The following is a 15,592-nucleotide window of genomic DNA, read 5'->3' on the forward strand; positions in this document are numbered from 1 at the left end:
CCTACAGAAAGCACAAGGCCCGCGATGGCGGGCCTTGTGGGGTTACAGGTTGGCGATCTTCTCGCGCTGCTCGACCAGCTTGGCCAGCGCCTGTTCGGCCTCGGCCAGTTTGGCGCGCTCCTTGTCGAGCACTTCTGCCGGCGCCTTGGCGACGAAACCTTCGTTGCTCAGCTTGCCGCCGACGCGCTGCACTTCACCGGAGAGGCGCTGGATCTCCTTGTCCAGGCGCGCCAGTTCGGCGTCCTTGTCGATAAGCCCGGCCATCGGCACCAGCACTTGCATGTCGCCGACCAGGGCGGTGGCGGACATCGGTGCTTCCTCGCCGGCGGCCAGTACGCGTACCGACTCCAGCTTGGCCAGCTTGTTCAGCAGCGGCGCGTTGTCGTTGAGGCGACGCAGGTCCTCTGCGCTGGCGTTGGCAACGATGATGTCGATGCGCTTGGCCATGGAGATCTTCATCTCGCCACGGATCTGCCGCACGCCGAGCATCAGCTGCTTGACCCACTCGATGTCGCCTTCGGCGGCGGCATCGATGCGGCTCTCGTTCGCCACCGGCCAGGCCTGCAGCATGATGGTCTCGCCGCTGACGCCGGCCTGGGCCTTGATCCGCTGCCAGATTTCTTCAGTGATGAAGGGCATGAACGGGTGAGCCAGGCGCAGGACGACCTCAAGCACTCGCACCAAGGTGCGGCGGGTGCCGCGCTGGCGCTCGGCCGGGGCGTTCTCGTCCCACAGCACGGGTTTGACCAGCTCCAGGTACCAGGCGCAGTACTGGTCCCAGACGAACTCGTAGAGCGATTGGGCGGCCAGGTCGAAGCGGAAACCGTCGAGGTGACGGGTGACGTCGGCCTCGGTGCGCTGCAGCTGGCTGATGATCCAGCGGTCCACGGAGGACAACTCGACCGCTTCACCGTTGATGCCAGTGTCCTGGCCATCGGTGTTTTCGAGCACGAAGTTGGCAGCGTTCCACAGCTTGTTGCAGAAGTTGCGGTAACCCTCGACGCGGCCCATGTCGAACTTGATGTCACGACCGGTGGACGCCAGCGCCAGGTTGGTGAAGCGCAGGGCGTCGGTGCCGTAGGCGGCGATGCCTTCCGGGAACTCGGCGCGGGTCTGTTTGGCAATCTTCTCGGCCAGCTTCGGTTGCATCAGGCCGGTGGTGCGTTTTTCCAGCAGCTCGTCGAGGGTGATGCCGTCGACGATGTCCAGCGGGTCGAGCACGTTGCCCTTGGACTTGGACATCTTCTGGCCCTGACCGTCGCGCACCAGGCCGTGCACATACACGGTCTTGAACGGGATCTGTCCGGTCAGGTGGGTGGACAGCATGATCATCCGGGCGACCCAGAAGAAGATGATGTCGAAGCCGGTGACCAGTACGTCGGTGGGGTGGAAGGTCTTGAGGAAGTCGGTCTGCTGCGGCCAGCCGAGGGTGGAGAAGGTCCACAGGCCGGAGCTGAACCAGGTGTCGAGGACGTCTTCGTCCTGGCGCAGGTTGGCGTCGCCGAGGTTGTGCGTGGTGCGTACCTCCGCTTCGTCACGACCGACGTAGACGTTGCCGGCGTCGTCGTACCAGGCCGGGATGCGGTGACCCCACCAGAGCTGACGGCTGATGCACCAGTCCTGAATGTCGCGCATCCAGCTGAAGTACATGTTCTCGTACTGCTTGGGCACGAACTGGATCTCGCCGCTCTCGACCACGGCGATGGCCTTCTCGGCCAGCGGCTTGGTGGAGACGTACCACTGGTCGGTCAGCCACGGCTCGATGATGGTGCCGGAGCGGTCGCCCTTCGGTACTTTCAGGGCGTGGTCGTCGATGCTTTCCAGCAGGCCGGCAGCCTCGAAGGCGGCAACGATCTGCTTGCGCGCGACGAAGCGGTCGAGGCCGGCGTATTCGGCCGGCAGGCTGCCGTCGATCTCGGCGTTGACGCTGCCATCGACGTTGAACACCTGGGCCTTGGCCAGCACGGCGGCGTTCTTGTCGAAGATGTTGAGCAGCGGCAGGTTGTGGCGCTTGCCGACTTCATAGTCGTTGAAGTCGTGGGCCGGGGTGATCTTCACGCAGCCGGTGCCGAACTCGGGATCGCAGTAGTCGTCGGCGATGATCGGGATGCGCCGACCCACCAACGGCAGCTCGACGAAGGTGCCGATCAGGGCTTTATAGCGCTCGTCTTCCGGGTGCACGGCCACGGCGCTGTCGCCGAGCATGGTTTCCGGGCGAGTGGTGGCGACGATCAGGTAATCCTTGCCGTCGGCGGTCTTGTTGCCGTCGGCCAGCGGGTAGCGCAGGTTCCACAGGTGGCCCTTCTCGTCGTGGTTTTCCACTTCGAGATCGGAAATCGCGGTGTGGAACTTGGTGTCCCAGTTGACCAGGCGCTTGCCGCGGTAGATCAGGCCATCGTTGTGCAGGCGCACGAAGGCTTCTTTAACGGCCTCGGACAGGCCCTCGTCCATGGTGAAGCGCTCGCGCGACCAGTCCACCGAGGAGCCCAGGCGACGGATCTGCCGGGTGATGGTGCCACCGGACTGTTCCTTCCACTCCCAGACCTTTTCCAGGAACTTCTCGCGACCCAGGTCGTGGCGGCCGATACCGTCGGCGGCCAGCTGACGCTCGACCACCATCTGCGTGGCGATGCCCGCGTGGTCGGTGCCCGGCTGCCACAGGGTGTTGCGGCCCTGCATGCGGCGGAAGCGGATCAGCGCATCCATGATCGAGTTGTTGAAGCCATGGCCCATGTGCAGGCTGCCGGTGACGTTCGGCGGCGGGATCATGATGGTGTAGGGCTCGCCGGAACCTTGCGGGGCGAAGTAGTTGTTTTGCTCCCAGGTCTGGTACCAGGAAGTTTCGATGGCGTGGGGCTGGTAGGTCTTGTCCATGGGTGCGGCGGGACCGTATTGGCAACTGATCGGGAAAGCCGGCAAGTATAACGGGGATGGTGCGCGAGGCGTAAGGCCGGCGGATTGGTGGGGCTATTGCGGTCGAAACAGGTGCAAGGCGCGGTTGCTCAGGGCTTGGGGCGCTTGATCAGGCGATCCAGGCGGGCATCCAGGCGGCGCTTGAGTTCGGCTTCGATCTGCGGCACGAAGTCGTCGATCACGTCCTGCAGGATCAGCTGGGCCGCAGCGCGCAGTTCGGCGTCCAGGCGGTTCTGCTCGGTGCTGCTTGGCGGGGGCAGGCTGCGTTGTACGGCGTTGCCAATTACCGTTGCCGTCACGCTGGGCATGGGCTTGCTCACCACCGGCGCCACCGGTGCAGGGCTGACAGGCGGCTGCGGCGGGATGCTGAGCGTGGGACTGGAGGCGGGCGCCGGCGCTACGGGTGGCGCCGTCGGCAAGGCAGGCGGGATGGCCGGGCCTGGCTCGATGATGTCCGACAGCAGCGGGATCTGCAGGCTGTCGTCCAGTGTGTCGGTGAGCAGTGGCGGCTCTAGCTGGTCTTTTTCCAGCAGCTCGCGGATGGCTTCGAGGTCATCCAGGAGATGGGCGGGCTTCGGCGACTTGGGGATGTCCATGGCGGCTTCTGGGCCTGTCCGAGTCGTCGCAAGGGGCGGTCGGGCGTGGCTGAAATGGCTGAGGGGGCGGATTTTACCCGTTGTGCTCGGGTCTGGCGACGCTGCGTTACGGCTTCAGGCGCTGGGTAGGCCTCGAATCTCTACAGTTCGACGCGTTGCGGGTCATAGCCTTTCTGCCGGTACAGGCGGAAGTTCTCGCGGCACAGGGCCAGCAGCTGCGGCTCCTGGTTGACGATCTCGATCACCCGGCTGAACTGCTCCAGATGCGGCGAGAGGCCGGGGTTGAGGTTGATCAGTAGGCCTTGGCTGGTTGCCGGCTGTTCGTCCAGGCCGAGCACCACGGGCGCCTGCGGGTTGTGCTGGTGCAGGTCGTGGGGCACGAAGCTGTCGGCCTTGAAGCGCCACAACAGCTCGTCCAGCTCCTCGCACTGGGCCTGGTCGGCGCCACGCAGGAACACCGGCATGCCGGCGCGCCAGGCTTTCAGCGCCAACTGGCAGGCCGCGCGCTGGCGGTCTGCCGGGGTGGCGGAGGAGAGGACGTAGAACTCTATCCTCACTTGACCCGATCCAGCAGGTACTGGGTCAGCATGGGTACCGGACGGCCGGTGGCGCCCTTGTCCTTGCCGCCGCTGATCCAGGCGGTGCCGGCGATGTCCAGGTGCGCCCAGTGGTAGCTCTTGGCGAAGCGCGAGAGGAAGCAGCCGGCGGTGATGGTGCCGGCCTTCGGCCCGCCGATGTTGGCGATGTCAGCGAACGGGCTGTCGAGTTGCTCCTGGTATTCGTCGTACAGCGGCAGTTGCCAGGCGCGGTCATCGGCGTGCTCGCCGGCCTTGAGGATCTGCTTCACCAGGGCGTCGTTGTTGCCCATCAGGCCGGAGACATTGCTGCCCAGGGCGACGATGCAGGCGCCGGTGAGGGTGGCGATGTCGATCACTGCTTGCGGCTTGAAGCGCTCGGCATAGGTCAGGGTGTCGCACAGCACCAGGCGGCCTTCGGCGTCGGTGTTGAGGATCTCCACCGTCTGCCCGCTCATGGTGGTGACGATGTCGCCGGGACGGGTGGCGCCGCCGCTGGGCATGTTCTCGGCGCAGGCCAGCAGGCATACCAGGTTGATCGGCAGTTGCAGGGTGAGCACCGCATGCAGGGTACCGAACACGCTGGCGGCGCCGCACATGTCGTACTTCATCTCGTCCATGCCGGCGGCCGGCTTGATGCTGATGCCGCCGGTATCGAAGGTGATGCCTTTGCCGACCAGGGCGAAGGGTTGTTCATCCTTCTTGCCACCGGTGTAGTGCAGCACGATCATCCGCGGCGGCTGGTCGCTGCCCTGGGCCACGGCGAGGAAGGCACCGGCGCCGAGTTCCTTGAGCTTCTTCTCGTCGAGGATCTCGACCTTGAGGTTCTTGTGCACCTTGGCCAGGGCCTTGGCTTCTTCCGCCAGGTAGCTGGGGTGGCAGAGGTTGGGCGGCAGGTTGCCGAGGTTCTTGGTGAAGGCCATGCCGCCGGCGATGGCCTGGGCATGCAGGCTGCCGCGCTCTACGTCGGCCAGAGTGGCCTTGTCGGCGATCAGGGTGATCTTCTTCAGGGCCTTGGGTTCGGCCTTCTTGCTCTTGAACTGGTCGAATACATAGCCGCCGTCAGCCAGGGTTTCCACCAGCAGTCGGGCCTTGCCATAGGCGTCGCGGCCCTTGACCTTGAGTTCGTCGAGGGCCAGCACGGCATCGCTGCCGCCGAGGCCTTTGAGCACGCCGTGCACCGATGCAACCAACTTGCGGTACTGGCGGTCAGACAGCTCGCCCTTGCCGCTGCCGACCAGTAGCACGCGCTCGGCCTTGAGGCCCGGCAGGCTGTGCAGCAGCAGGGTCTGGCCCGACTTGCCGGCGATGTCGCCGCGCTTGAGCAGGGCGCTGATCGCGCCGCTGCTGGCTTCATCCACGGCCTTGGCTGCGACGCCAAGCTTGCGCCCCTCGCCGATGGCAACCACCAGCGTGGCGGTCTTCAGGGTTTCCGGGCGAGTGCTTTTGACGAGGAATTCCATGAGCTGTCCCCAAGACAAAGAGTCGGGTTTGGCAGATAATGCCGGCTATTTTTTCAAGGGCCTGCCCGCATGGCGGGCCGGCAACTGTGTGGCTAGTTTGAGCGTAGCCGCCTGAGCCTGACAACCCTGGAGCGTCTGGTTTGATCGTCTTCCGTTATCTCTCCCGTGAACTGCTGGTTACCTTGAGCGCGGTCAGTGCCGTGCTGCTGGTGATCATCATGAGCGGGCGCTTCATCAAGTACCTGTCCCAGGCCGCACAGGGCGTGCTCGATCCGGGCGTGCTGTTCATGATCATGGGCTTTCGCCTGCCCGGCTTCCTCGAGCTGATCCTGCCGCTGGGGCTGTTCCTCGGTATTCTGCTGGCCTACGGGCGGCTGTACCTGGACAGCGAAATGACCGTGCTGTCCGCCACCGGCATGAGCCACAAGCGCCTGCTGGCCTACACCCTGGCGCCGGCGACGCTGATTGCCGTGCTGGTTGCCTGGCTGAGCCTGGGCCTGGCGCCGCAAGGTGTGGCCGGGGTGGCGCGGATCCTCAACGAACAGGATGCCCTGACCGAATTCGACACCCTGGTGCCCGGCCGCTTCCAGGCCATGCGCGATGGGTCGCGGGTGACCTACACCGAGGCGCTGACGGAAGATCGCAGCCAGCTGTCCGGCGTGTTCATCTCCGAGAAACGTCTGCGTACCGGCAGCGATGCCAAGGACAAGAAAGATCCCGGCATTGCCGTGTTGGTCGCCGAGAAGGGGCGTCAGGAAATCCAGGCCGATGGCAGCCGCTATCTGATCCTGGAAAACGGCTACCGCTATGACGGCAACCCGGGTCAGGCCGACTACCGCGCGATCAAGTACGACACCTATGGCGTGTTGCTGGCCAAGCCGGAAGTCAGCAGCGAAGTGGGCGAGCGCGAGGCCATTCCAACCCGCGAACTGATCGGTAGCGACGACCCGCGCCATCAGGCCGAACTGCAGTGGCGCCTGTCGATTCCGCTGCTGGTGTTCATCGTCACCCTGCTGGCGGTGCCGCTGGCCAAGGTCAACCCACGCCAGGGGCGCTTCCTCAAGCTGCTGCCGGCGATCCTGCTGTACATGGCCTACCTGTCGCTACTGATCGCTGCGCGTGGCCAGCTGGACAAGGGCAAGATTCCCATGGAACTGGGCCTGTGGTGGGTGCATGGGCTGTTCCTGCTGATCGGACTGGGGCTGTTCTTGTGGCAACCCCTGCAACTCAAGCTGGCCAGTCGCCGTGCTGTTAAGGAGATGGCTCATGGGTAAGCTTGATCGCTACATCGGCAGCAGCGTGTTCTTCGCCATTCTCTCGGTGCTGGGGGTGATTGTCGGCCTGGCCCTGTTGTTCGCCTACATTGACGAATTGGGCGACCTGAGCGAGACCTACGGAACCCTGGAGGCACTGATCTACGTGCTGCTGACCCTGCCACGGCGGATCTACGAGATGCTGCCGATGGCGGCGCTGATCGGCTGCCTGATCGGCCTCGGCAGCCTGGCCAGCAACAGCGAGCTGACCATCATGCGTGCGGCTGGGGTGTCGGTCGGACGCATCGTCTGGGCGGTGATGAAACCCATGCTGGTGCTGATGCTGCTCAGCGTGATGATCGGCGAGTACGTGGCGCCCTGGAGCGAGAACCTGGCCCAGGCGCACCGCTCCATGGCTCAGGGCGGCGGTGAAGCGCAAAGCTCCAAGCGCGGCCTGTGGCATCGCCAGGGCCAGGAGTTCGTGCACATCAACGCCGTGCAACCCAATGGCCGTCTGTTCGGCGTAACCCGCTACCAGTTCGATGACCAGCGCCACATGCTGTCCGCCAGCTTCGCCCGGCGCGCACAGTTCAAGGGCGATCACTGGTTGCTGCAGGACGTGAAAACCACCCAGTTCCACGACAAGAGCACCGAAGTGGTCGAGGCGCCGAGCGAGCGCTGGGATGTCGAACTCAACCCGCAACTGCTGGGCACCGTGGTGATGGAGCCCGATGCCCTGTCGGTCAGCGGCCTGTGGCGCTATATCCATTACCTGGGCGAGCAGGGGCTGAACAATGGCAACTACTGGCTGGCGTTCTGGACCAAGGTGCTGCAACCGCTGGTGACGGCGGCACTGGTGCTGATGGCAATCTCCTTCATCTTCGGCCCGCTGCGCTCGGTGACGCTGGGTCAGCGCGTATTCACTGGTGTACTGGTGGGCTTCGTGTTCCGCATTGCCCAGGACCTGCTCGGCCCGTCGAGCCTGGTGTTCGGCTTCTCGCCGCTGCTGGCGGTGCTGGTGCCGGCAATGATCTGCGGGGTGGCGGGGGCGTTCCTGCTGCGTCGAGCTTCCTGATCAGGTTGTGTCGCAGAAAAGGCCGGGCTTAGCCCGGCCTTTTGGTTTCTGGCGCGCGGCGTAGGCTGGGTTAGCCGCCAACCTGATGTTCAGTTCTGGCGGCTGGATTGGTTGCGGCGTAACCCAGCAGCGGGGCCACGGGGTGGTGCGCTGGGTTACGCCGCGCCGAGCTTTCGCGCAATGCCTTGGCAACTGTAAGCGCGGCTAACCCAGCCTACGGGCTGGTGGTTATTTCCCACTTGGACGTACAGGTTTTGTAGGGCGGATAACGTTCTGTTTACCCGCCATTGCGCCGATGTACTGATTGTCCTGGCGCTATGTCGGTGGAGGAGGGCGCGTGTAGTTCGCTGCAAAAACAACAATGCCCGCGCGGGGCGGGCATTGTCGGTGTGGCGTTGGCTCAGAGCGTCGCGGGGTTGCCGGCGCTGGTCAGGCGGCGCGCCTGTTTCAGGTACAGGGTCACTTCGCGTGCCGGGATCGGCTTGCTGTACAGGTAGCCCTGACCCTCGTGGCAGCCCTGGGCAATGATGTACGACTCCTGCTCGAGGGTTTCTACGCCCTCGGCGATAACCTGCATCCCCAGGCTCTTGGCCAGCTGGATGATGGCACGCACGATGGTGGCGTCGTCTTCGTCTTCCAGTACGTCCTGAACGAAGCTGCGGTCGATCTTGATCTTGTCCAGCGGCAGGCTCTTCAGGTAGCTCAGCGAGGAGTAGCCGGTACCGAAGTCGTCGATGGCGATCAGCGCGCCGGCGCGGCGCAGGCTGAGCAAGTGCTGGGCGGCGGTGGTGATGTCTTCCATCAGGCCGGTTTCGGTGACTTCCAGTTCCAGGCTGCGCGCCGGCAGGCGGTAGACCTGCAGCAGGTTGTTGACCATGCGCGGCAGCTCGGCGTGGTGCAGCTGCACGGTGGACAGGTTGACGGCCATGCGCAGGTCGCTGAAGCCCTGGTCGTGCCATTCGCGCAGCTGGCGACAGGACTGGTCGAGCACCCATTCGCCGATGGCGATGATGGTGCCGTTCTGTTCGGCCAGCGGGATGAACAGGTCTGGCGGGACGAAGCCATGTTGCGGATGCTGCCAGCGCAGCAGCGCTTCGACGCCCACTACGCGGTGGTCGCGGTAGTCGATCTGCGGTTGGTAGACCAGGTGCAGCTCGCCACGGGTGAGGGCTTCGCGCAGGTCTTTCTCCAGCTCGCGGCGACGGCGCATCTCGCTGTCGACGCTGGCGATGTAGAACTGGTAGCGGTTGCGCGAACGGCTCTTGGCCAGGGTCATGGTCTGTTCGGCTTTTTGCAGCAGCTTCTCGGTGCTGTCGCCGTCTTCCGGGAACAGGGTGATGCCGATGGTGGCGCGTAGGCGAACTTCCTGTTGTTCCAGGGCGAACGGCGCTTCCAGGTCGTCGAGGATGTTCTGCGCCAGTTCGGCGGCTTCGTAGGGCTGTTCGATATCGGCCTGGACCAGGGCGAACTGATCGCCCCCGAGGCGTGCCAGGGCGCCGAGGCGGCCGCTGTGGCTGCGCAGGCGGTCGGACAGCGCCAGCAGCAACTGGTCGCCGGTCTGGTAGCTGAACTGTTCGTTGATGCCCTTGAAGTCATCCAGGCCCACGCACAGTACTGCGACACGGCGTTGCAGGCGCCCGGCGTCACCGAGGATCTGGTCGAGCTGCTGCTGCAGTTGCTGGCGGTTGGGCAGGCCGGTGAGGAAGTCGTATTGCGACATGCGTAGCAGGCTGTTTTCCGCCTCCCGGCGCAAATGCGTATTGCGCTCGATGGAGGCCAGCAGCTGGTTGGCGGTGTTGATCCACAGTCCCAGCTCGTTCTTCTCGTTGCCGCGCAGCATCGGCAGCTTGTGCTCGCTGGGGCGGTCCGGATTGATGTTGGTCAGGTGCTCGATGATCTTCGACAGCGGCTTGGTCAGCAGCCAGTGGTAGACCAGGTACAGCACCAGGCCCATGGCCAGGGCGCGCAGCACGCCGGAGATGAAGATGATCACCGAGGTGGTGATGAAATTCTCGCCGTAGGTGGCGGTGTCCAGGGTGATGCTGAGGTCGCCGTAGTATTCGCTGTAGGGGCCTTTGCCGACCAACTGGGTGGTGAAGGCCTGCTCCTTGCCGAGAATCGGGTCGGTGATCCAGCGGGTCGGGGAGGGGTTCAGTTCGCGCGAGCGCTCGGCAAGCATCGGCTCGTTGGGGTGGCCGATGGAGGCATGGCGCACGGCTTCATGCTGGAACAGGCCTTCGATGACCTGCATGCCCATCTCGCGGTCGAGGCTGTAAACCGCCTGGGTCGAGGGGTCGCGGAACATGCCGAGAATGCGCTGGGCGTCGTTGGCGACGGCCTGGCGTGTCTTGTACACGTCGAAAACGATCTGTCCGCAGCTCAGCACCACGCCGACCACGAGGGCCGACAACAGGACAACACGAAGCAGCTTGAGCGACAGGCTGTTTTTCAATTCCAGCTTCAAATCGGGATTCCTTGTTCGCCGCCGGAGGCTTCTGACCGTTGTGAGTATTGGCAAATGCAGGTGAGCCGTCAAAGGGCCATTACGTCATAAGCCGGTTTTTTTGCCCTGGCCTGACTTGGCGCGTGTTTCATCGTTGAAACAGCTGGCACGCGCGTAATTGGTGCGCAATGTAACGGAATATTGCCTAGCAGGCGCGTGTGGCGCTGGCACAAGAGTTGCGAATGCCTGGCTGTCACGCCTCGGGGGGATTCGCCATGAAGATGTACCTGCTGTCGTTGTCTGCACTGTTCTTCGCTACACCGGCCCATGCGGCCGATGATCTGGCCAGCAATACGGCCTGGGTGGTTCTGGCCAGTGCGCTGGTGTTCTTCATGCAGGCCGGCTTCGCCCTGCTGGAGAGCGGCATGTCACGGGCCAAGAACGCGGTCAACGTGATGATGAAGAACTACATGGACGGCTGCGTGGGCGGCATCGTCTTCTGGCTGGTGGGCTTTGGCCTGATGTTTGGCGCCAACACCACCGGCTGGTACGGCATGAGCCATTTCGCCCCGCACGAGGGCGAGCCCTGGGACTTCACCTTCCTGCTGTTCCAGATGATGTTCGCCGCCACCGCCGCGACCATTGCCAGCGGCGCGATGGCCGAACGCACCCGTTACGCCGGTTACCTGGTGGGGGCGGTGGTGATCAGCGGCTTCATCTATCCGGTGTTTGGTAGCTGGGTGTGGAGTGGCGCTTATGGTGGGCAGGGCTGGCTGGCGAAGATGGGCTTCATCGATTTTGCCGGCTCCACCGTGGTTCACAGCGTCGGCGCCTGGTGCGCGCTGGCCGGCATCCTGGTACTGGGGCCGCGGCTCGGGCGTTTTGCCGCAGATGGCACGCCGCGGGCGATTCCCGGGCACAACCTGAGCCTGGTCACCCTCGGCGGCTTCGTGCTCTGGCTCGGCTGGTTCGGCTTCAACGCCGGCAGCACCCTGGCGATGAACCACAGCCTCGGTTTGATCGCCCTGAACACCCACCTCGCCGCGGCGGCCGGCGCAATCGGCGCGATGCTGGCGCTGCGCAGTACCTCCAGCCCGTTGCTGCTGACCACCACCATCAATGGCTCGCTGGGCGGGCTGGTGAGCATCACCGCCGGCTGCGCCACCATGCTGCCGGGCTACGCCATTCTCACCGGGCTCATTGCCGGTTTCGTGGTGGTGTTCGGCATGCGCCTGCTCGATAGCCTGGGCCTGGACGATGTGGTCGGCGCGGTGCCGGTGCATGGCTTCTGCGGCATCTGGGGCACGCTGGCCGCCGGCCTGTTTTTCACTGGGGATCTGTTCAGCTGGGCGCGGGTCAGCGTGCAGCTGATCGGTTCCGGTGTGGCCTTCCTGTGGGCCTTTCCGATGGCCCTGGCGATGTACTTCATCGTCGCCAAGACCATCGGCCTGCGCACCTCGACCCAGGATGAACAGCGCGGCCTGGATTTCGCCGAGCATGCCGAAGTGGGCTATCCGGAGTTCAATCAAGCGGTGACCTTCGATGGCGCCGAACTGACGCGGAGGGCCTGAGATGAGTCTGACCACCCGTCGCCGTGCGATCTATACCGGTCTGGCCGGGCACTTTCCGGAAGACGAGATCATGCCGCTGCTGTCGCTATGGGAGGCCAAGTATTCCGACAAGCCGCCGTTCGCGCTCAACGAGTTTCTCGCCGAAGTGGTGCAGCGCAGCGGGCGCAAGCTGGAGCGCGCGCGCCTGTACCGCGAGCTGGTCGGCGCGCTGACCGGCCCGGCCACTGAACTGCTGCCGGACCCTGCTCCGCGCCTGCAGGCCTGGCGGCGGGGTGAGGGGCAGGCGGCGGAAGAGGTGTCGGGGCCCGATGCGCTGGCGCGGCAGACCTTCGATACCTTGAGCCAGACCCTGTTCAGCTTGCTCGACCCGGAGCTGGTGCCGCGTTTGCGCCGCTTCGCCGCCGGCAACCTGACCGGTATGCAGGTCGATACCGAGTTGCGCCTGCGTCTGCGCGGCTGGCTGGAGCAAGGCGGCTCGCTGGGGCTGACCGCGCTGACCCTGGAGCACCTGCGGGTGCTGCTCAACCTGCTTTATATAGGGCTGTGCGAATTTCTCGGCCCGGTGCTGGCGGATCAGGTGCTGACCCGCGCGGTGCAGAAGGTCGACCTGATGCACCTGCCGTTGTCGCCACAGAAGTTGCTCTGAGAACCTGTCTCGGACTTCTTGATCGTCGGCCATGCTGTGTTGAAATTGGGCTCGGACTGCTCATTTACACCTCGTAAACTCCGCGTCCTCGCCCAATTGATTCGCTGATGCTCACCCTTCGGGCCAGCTGCGGCTGTTACTCCCGCTGGTCGTTGCGCCTTGCCTGGCTCTAGCTCAAAAACTCCGAAACAGGTTCTGAAGTACAACGCAGAAAGCAAAAAAACCGGCAAAGCCGGGTTTTTTGTGGACGCTGGTTGCGACTTAGGCGGCGAAGTTCTTCGCCACGAAGTCCCAGTTGACCAGGTTCCAGAACGCCTCGACGTACTTCGGGCGCAGGTTGCGGTAGTCGATGTAGTAGGCGTGTTCCCACACGTCGCAGGTCAGCAGCGGGGTGTCGCCGCTGGTCAGCGGGCAACCGGCGCCGATGGTGCTGGCCAGGGCCAGGGAACCGTCAGCCTTTTTCACCAGCCAGCCCCAGCCGGAGCCGAAGGTGCCGATGGAAGTCTTGCTGAACTCTTCCTTGAATTTGTCGAAGGAACCGAAGGTGGCGTTGATCGCGTCAGCCAGGGCACCAGTCGGTTGGCCGCCGCCGTTCGGGCTCAGGCAGTTCCAGTAGAAGGTGTGGTTCCAGATCTGCGCGGCGTTGTTGAACACGCCACCGGAGGAAGTCTTGATGATGTCTTCGAGGCTCTTGCCTTCGAACTCGGTGCCGGGCACCAGGTTGTTCAGGTTCACCACGTAGGTGTTGTGGTGCTTGCCGTGGTGGAATTCCAGGGTCTCGGCGGACAGGTGCGGCTCGAGGGCGTTTTTCTCGTACGGCAGCGGCGGCAATTCGAAAGCCATGGTCTATCTCCTTCATCAGGTCAGGATATGTGCGACTAGCGCGAGGCCGTTCACGGGGCGGCCGGAAAGCGGGCGGCGACGAGTTTGTACTCTTTAATGTGCCGCGAGCCCCGGATCATAGCATCCGAGCCAGCCCATAACCACGCAGCAACTGTGTGGGAAAGCCGATTCCAGGGGGCTTCGCTGGCTCATGGGTTGGGACTGGCGGCAGCGTTGGAGGTTCGACTTGAATCAGGCCAGCTTCATCAGCGCCACGCCGGCGACGATCACGCCGCAGGCCAGTAGACGTGGGCGCGGCAGGGGCTCGTGGAGGAACAGATAGCCGATCAGCAGGGCGAACACCACGCTGCTCTCGCGCAGGGCCGAGACCAGGGCAATAGGCGCCTGGGTCATCGCCCAGATCACCAGGCTGTAAGCCAGCATTGACATGGCGCCGCCGGCCAGGCCGCCGCGCCAGTGCGGGCCCAGGCGCAGGAAAATGCCTGGCCCGCGGCGCACGGTGATGACCAGAGCCGCCACCACGCCATTGACCGTGAACAGCCACAGCGCATAACTCACGGGATCCTGATTGGTGCGTGCGCCGAGGGCGTCGGCCAGGGTGTAGCCGGCAATGCAGGCGGCGGTGGCCAGGGCATTGCCAAGCAGGCGCTGGTTGAGTGGGGCGTGGGCGTGGCCACCGCGCCAGGCCATCAGCCAGATGCCGGCGACCAGCACCAGCAGACCCGGCCACTGCCCCAGGTTCAGGGCGTCGCCAGCCAGCAGTGCCAGCACGGCGACGATCAGCGGTGAGCTGCCGCGCGACAGCGGGTAGACCTGGCCCAGGTCGCCATGCTGGTAGGCACGTGAGAGGAACAGGTTGTAGCCAATGTGCAGCAGGGCGGAGAGGGCGATCCAGGGCCAGGCGCCGGCGACCGGCAGGCTGACGAAGGGCAGGACCAGCGCGGCCACCAGGCCCGCGCCGATCTGGATCAGCGAGGCGGTGAGGTAGCGATCGAGACCGATCTTCAGCAGGGCGTTCCAGCCGGCATGCAGCAGCGCGGCGGCCATCACCACGGCAAAGACGGTCGTATCCACACGCGGCTCCCTGGCTGGCGGTCGAGGGCTGCAGGATAGCGCCCTCGTCGCCGCGATCACACCTGTGGTGCGTGAGCGAGGAGCTGCCAGGCCACGGCGAACATCATCGCCGCTACAGAGAGGTCGAGTACGCGCCAGGTGGCCGGTCGTGCCAGCCAGGGCGCCATCCACGCAGCGCCCAGGGCCAGGGTGAAGAACCAGATCATCGAGGCGCTGGCGGCGCCCAGGGCATAGGCGCCGGGCACCGGCTGCTGGGCGCCGAGCGAGCCGATCAGCAGCACGGTGTCCAGGTACACATGGGGGTTGAGCAGGGTTACCGCCAGCGCCGCCATGAGCACGGCGCGGCGTGAGCGCGGGCCGCTTTGCTGGTCCTGCTCCAGCGCCTGCGGGCTCAATGCGCGGCGCAGGGCCTTGGCGCCATACCAGAGCAGGAAGACCGCGCCGCCCCAGCGGGCGATGTTGAGCAGCAGCGGGCTTTGTGCCAGCAGCGTGGCCAGGCCGAAGACGCCCGCGCAGACCAGCAGCGCATCGCACAGCACGCACAGCGCGGCCACCGGCAGGTGGTGTTCGCGGCGCAGGCTCTGCGCCAGGACGAAGACGTTTTGCGCCCCGATGGCGATGATCAGCCCGGCGGCCACCAGCAGGCCGTTCAGATAGCTCTGCCACATGGCTCAGGCCTCCCCTTTGGCCAGGCTGCGCAAGGCCGCCATGGCGCGCTCGGCATCGGCTTGAGCGACGAACAGATGGTCGTGGTAATAGCCGGCGATCACGTTGCAGCTGATCGATTGCTTGGCCAGCGCGTTGGCGAAGGCGGCGGTGAGGCCGACGGCGGCCAGCGAGGAATGCACTTCTAGGGTGATCCACGCGGCCACGTAGTCGAAGTTCAGGCCCAGGCGTTCAGCCTCGTGACGGGCGAGGATCAGGGTGGTGCCTTCGGCTTCGCGGAAGCTGCCGATCACCTCCGTGCCTTGCGCAATGGCCGGGTCACGGACGCTGCAGAACACGAACTCGCCTGGATTGAGCTGGGGCGACAGGCTGGCGAGCAGCTTGCTCAGGGAGGTTTCGCCGGTCATGGGGTGATCCTTGGTTCGGTGATGATGCTGGCCAGTCTGGGGGTGCAGGGTTTATAAGAAAAACAAA

13 protein-coding genes are annotated in these 15,592 nt (G+C 64.7%); 4 read left to right on the plus strand and 9 right to left on the minus strand.

The features are described from left to right. Nucleotides 1–42 precede the first annotated feature (42 nt). The 4 genes from H3H51_RS05855 to H3H51_RS05870 form a co-directional block, all read right to left on the minus strand. Nucleotides 43–2,874 carry a valine--tRNA ligase gene (locus H3H51_RS05855; RefSeq protein ID WP_183088113.1) on the minus strand — a complete coding sequence of 944 codons (2,832 nt, stop codon included), beginning with the start codon at nt 2,872–2,874 and terminating at the stop codon, nt 43–45. Between the two features lie 128 nt (nt 2,875–3,002). Further along, a complete protein-coding gene (locus H3H51_RS05860) occupies nt 3,003–3,509 on the minus strand; it encodes a DNA polymerase III subunit chi (protein ID WP_183088114.1) in 507 nt (168 codons plus the stop codon). Between the two features lie 140 nt (nt 3,510–3,649). Beyond that, nucleotides 3,650–4,066, minus strand: a complete 417-nt coding sequence (locus H3H51_RS05865) for a DNA polymerase III subunit chi (RefSeq protein WP_183088115.1) — start codon at nt 4,064–4,066, stop codon at nt 3,650–3,652. Beyond that, complete coding sequence (locus tag H3H51_RS05870) at nt 4,063–5,547, minus strand: leucyl aminopeptidase (RefSeq protein WP_183088116.1); 1,485 nt, start codon at nt 5,545–5,547, stop codon at nt 4,063–4,065. Before H3H51_RS05870 ends, H3H51_RS05865 begins: the two co-directional genes overlap by 4 nt. 140 nt (nt 5,548–5,687) lie before the next feature. Between H3H51_RS05870 and lptF the strand changes: the two genes are divergently transcribed. Further along, nucleotides 5,688–6,821, plus strand: a complete 1,134-nt coding sequence (gene lptF / locus H3H51_RS05875) for an LPS export ABC transporter permease LptF (protein ID WP_183088117.1) — start codon at nt 5,688–5,690, stop codon at nt 6,819–6,821. Continuing rightward, nucleotides 6,814–7,875, plus strand: coding sequence for an LPS export ABC transporter permease LptG (lptG, locus tag H3H51_RS05880; protein WP_183088118.1), 1,062 nt, complete (start codon nt 6,814–6,816; stop codon nt 7,873–7,875). Before lptF ends, lptG begins: the two co-directional genes overlap by 8 nt. 400 nt (nt 7,876–8,275) lie before the next feature. Here the strand turns inward: lptG and H3H51_RS05885 are convergent, their stop codons facing one another. Next, nucleotides 8,276–10,339 (minus strand): putative bifunctional diguanylate cyclase/phosphodiesterase, encoded by a 2,064-nt coding sequence (locus H3H51_RS05885; RefSeq protein ID WP_183088119.1) that lies wholly within the window; start codon nt 10,337–10,339, stop codon nt 8,276–8,278. Nucleotides 10,340–10,593: 254 nt separating this feature from the next. On the opposite strand from H3H51_RS05885, the gene H3H51_RS05890 reads away from it, so the two are divergent. Continuing rightward, entirely contained in the window at nt 10,594–11,889 is a 1,296-nt protein-coding gene (locus H3H51_RS05890; protein WP_183088120.1) for an ammonium transporter, read from the plus strand. Between the two features lies 1 nt (nt 11,890). After that, nucleotides 11,891–12,535, plus strand: coding sequence for a hypothetical protein (locus tag H3H51_RS05895; protein ID WP_183088121.1), 645 nt, complete (start codon nt 11,891–11,893; stop codon nt 12,533–12,535). Between the two features lie 261 nt (nt 12,536–12,796). On the opposite strand, the gene sodB is transcribed toward H3H51_RS05895, so the two are convergent. From sodB to H3H51_RS05915, 4 genes are all read right to left on the minus strand, one after another. Then, nucleotides 12,797–13,378 (minus strand): superoxide dismutase [Fe], encoded by a 582-nt coding sequence (gene sodB, locus H3H51_RS05900; protein ID WP_183088122.1) that lies wholly within the window; start codon nt 13,376–13,378, stop codon nt 12,797–12,799. Nucleotides 13,379–13,609: 231 nt separating this feature from the next. Further along, entirely contained in the window at nt 13,610–14,452 is an 843-nt protein-coding gene (locus H3H51_RS05905) for an EamA family transporter (RefSeq protein ID WP_183088123.1), read from the minus strand. Between the two features lie 56 nt (nt 14,453–14,508). Next, nucleotides 14,509–15,120: a LysE/ArgO family amino acid transporter gene (locus H3H51_RS05910; RefSeq protein ID WP_183088124.1), complete on the minus strand. Its 612-nt coding sequence runs from the start codon at nt 15,118–15,120 to the stop codon at nt 14,509–14,511. Between the two features lie 3 nt (nt 15,121–15,123). Next, nucleotides 15,124–15,525 (minus strand): ACT domain-containing protein, encoded by a 402-nt coding sequence (locus H3H51_RS05915; RefSeq protein WP_183088125.1) that lies wholly within the window; start codon nt 15,523–15,525, stop codon nt 15,124–15,126. Between the last annotated feature and the right edge of the window lie 67 nt (nt 15,526–15,592).

It is taken from the genome of Aquipseudomonas ullengensis, assembly GCF_014174475.1.
Lineage (GTDB): Bacteria > Pseudomonadota > Gammaproteobacteria > Pseudomonadales > Pseudomonadaceae > Aquipseudomonas > Aquipseudomonas ullengensis.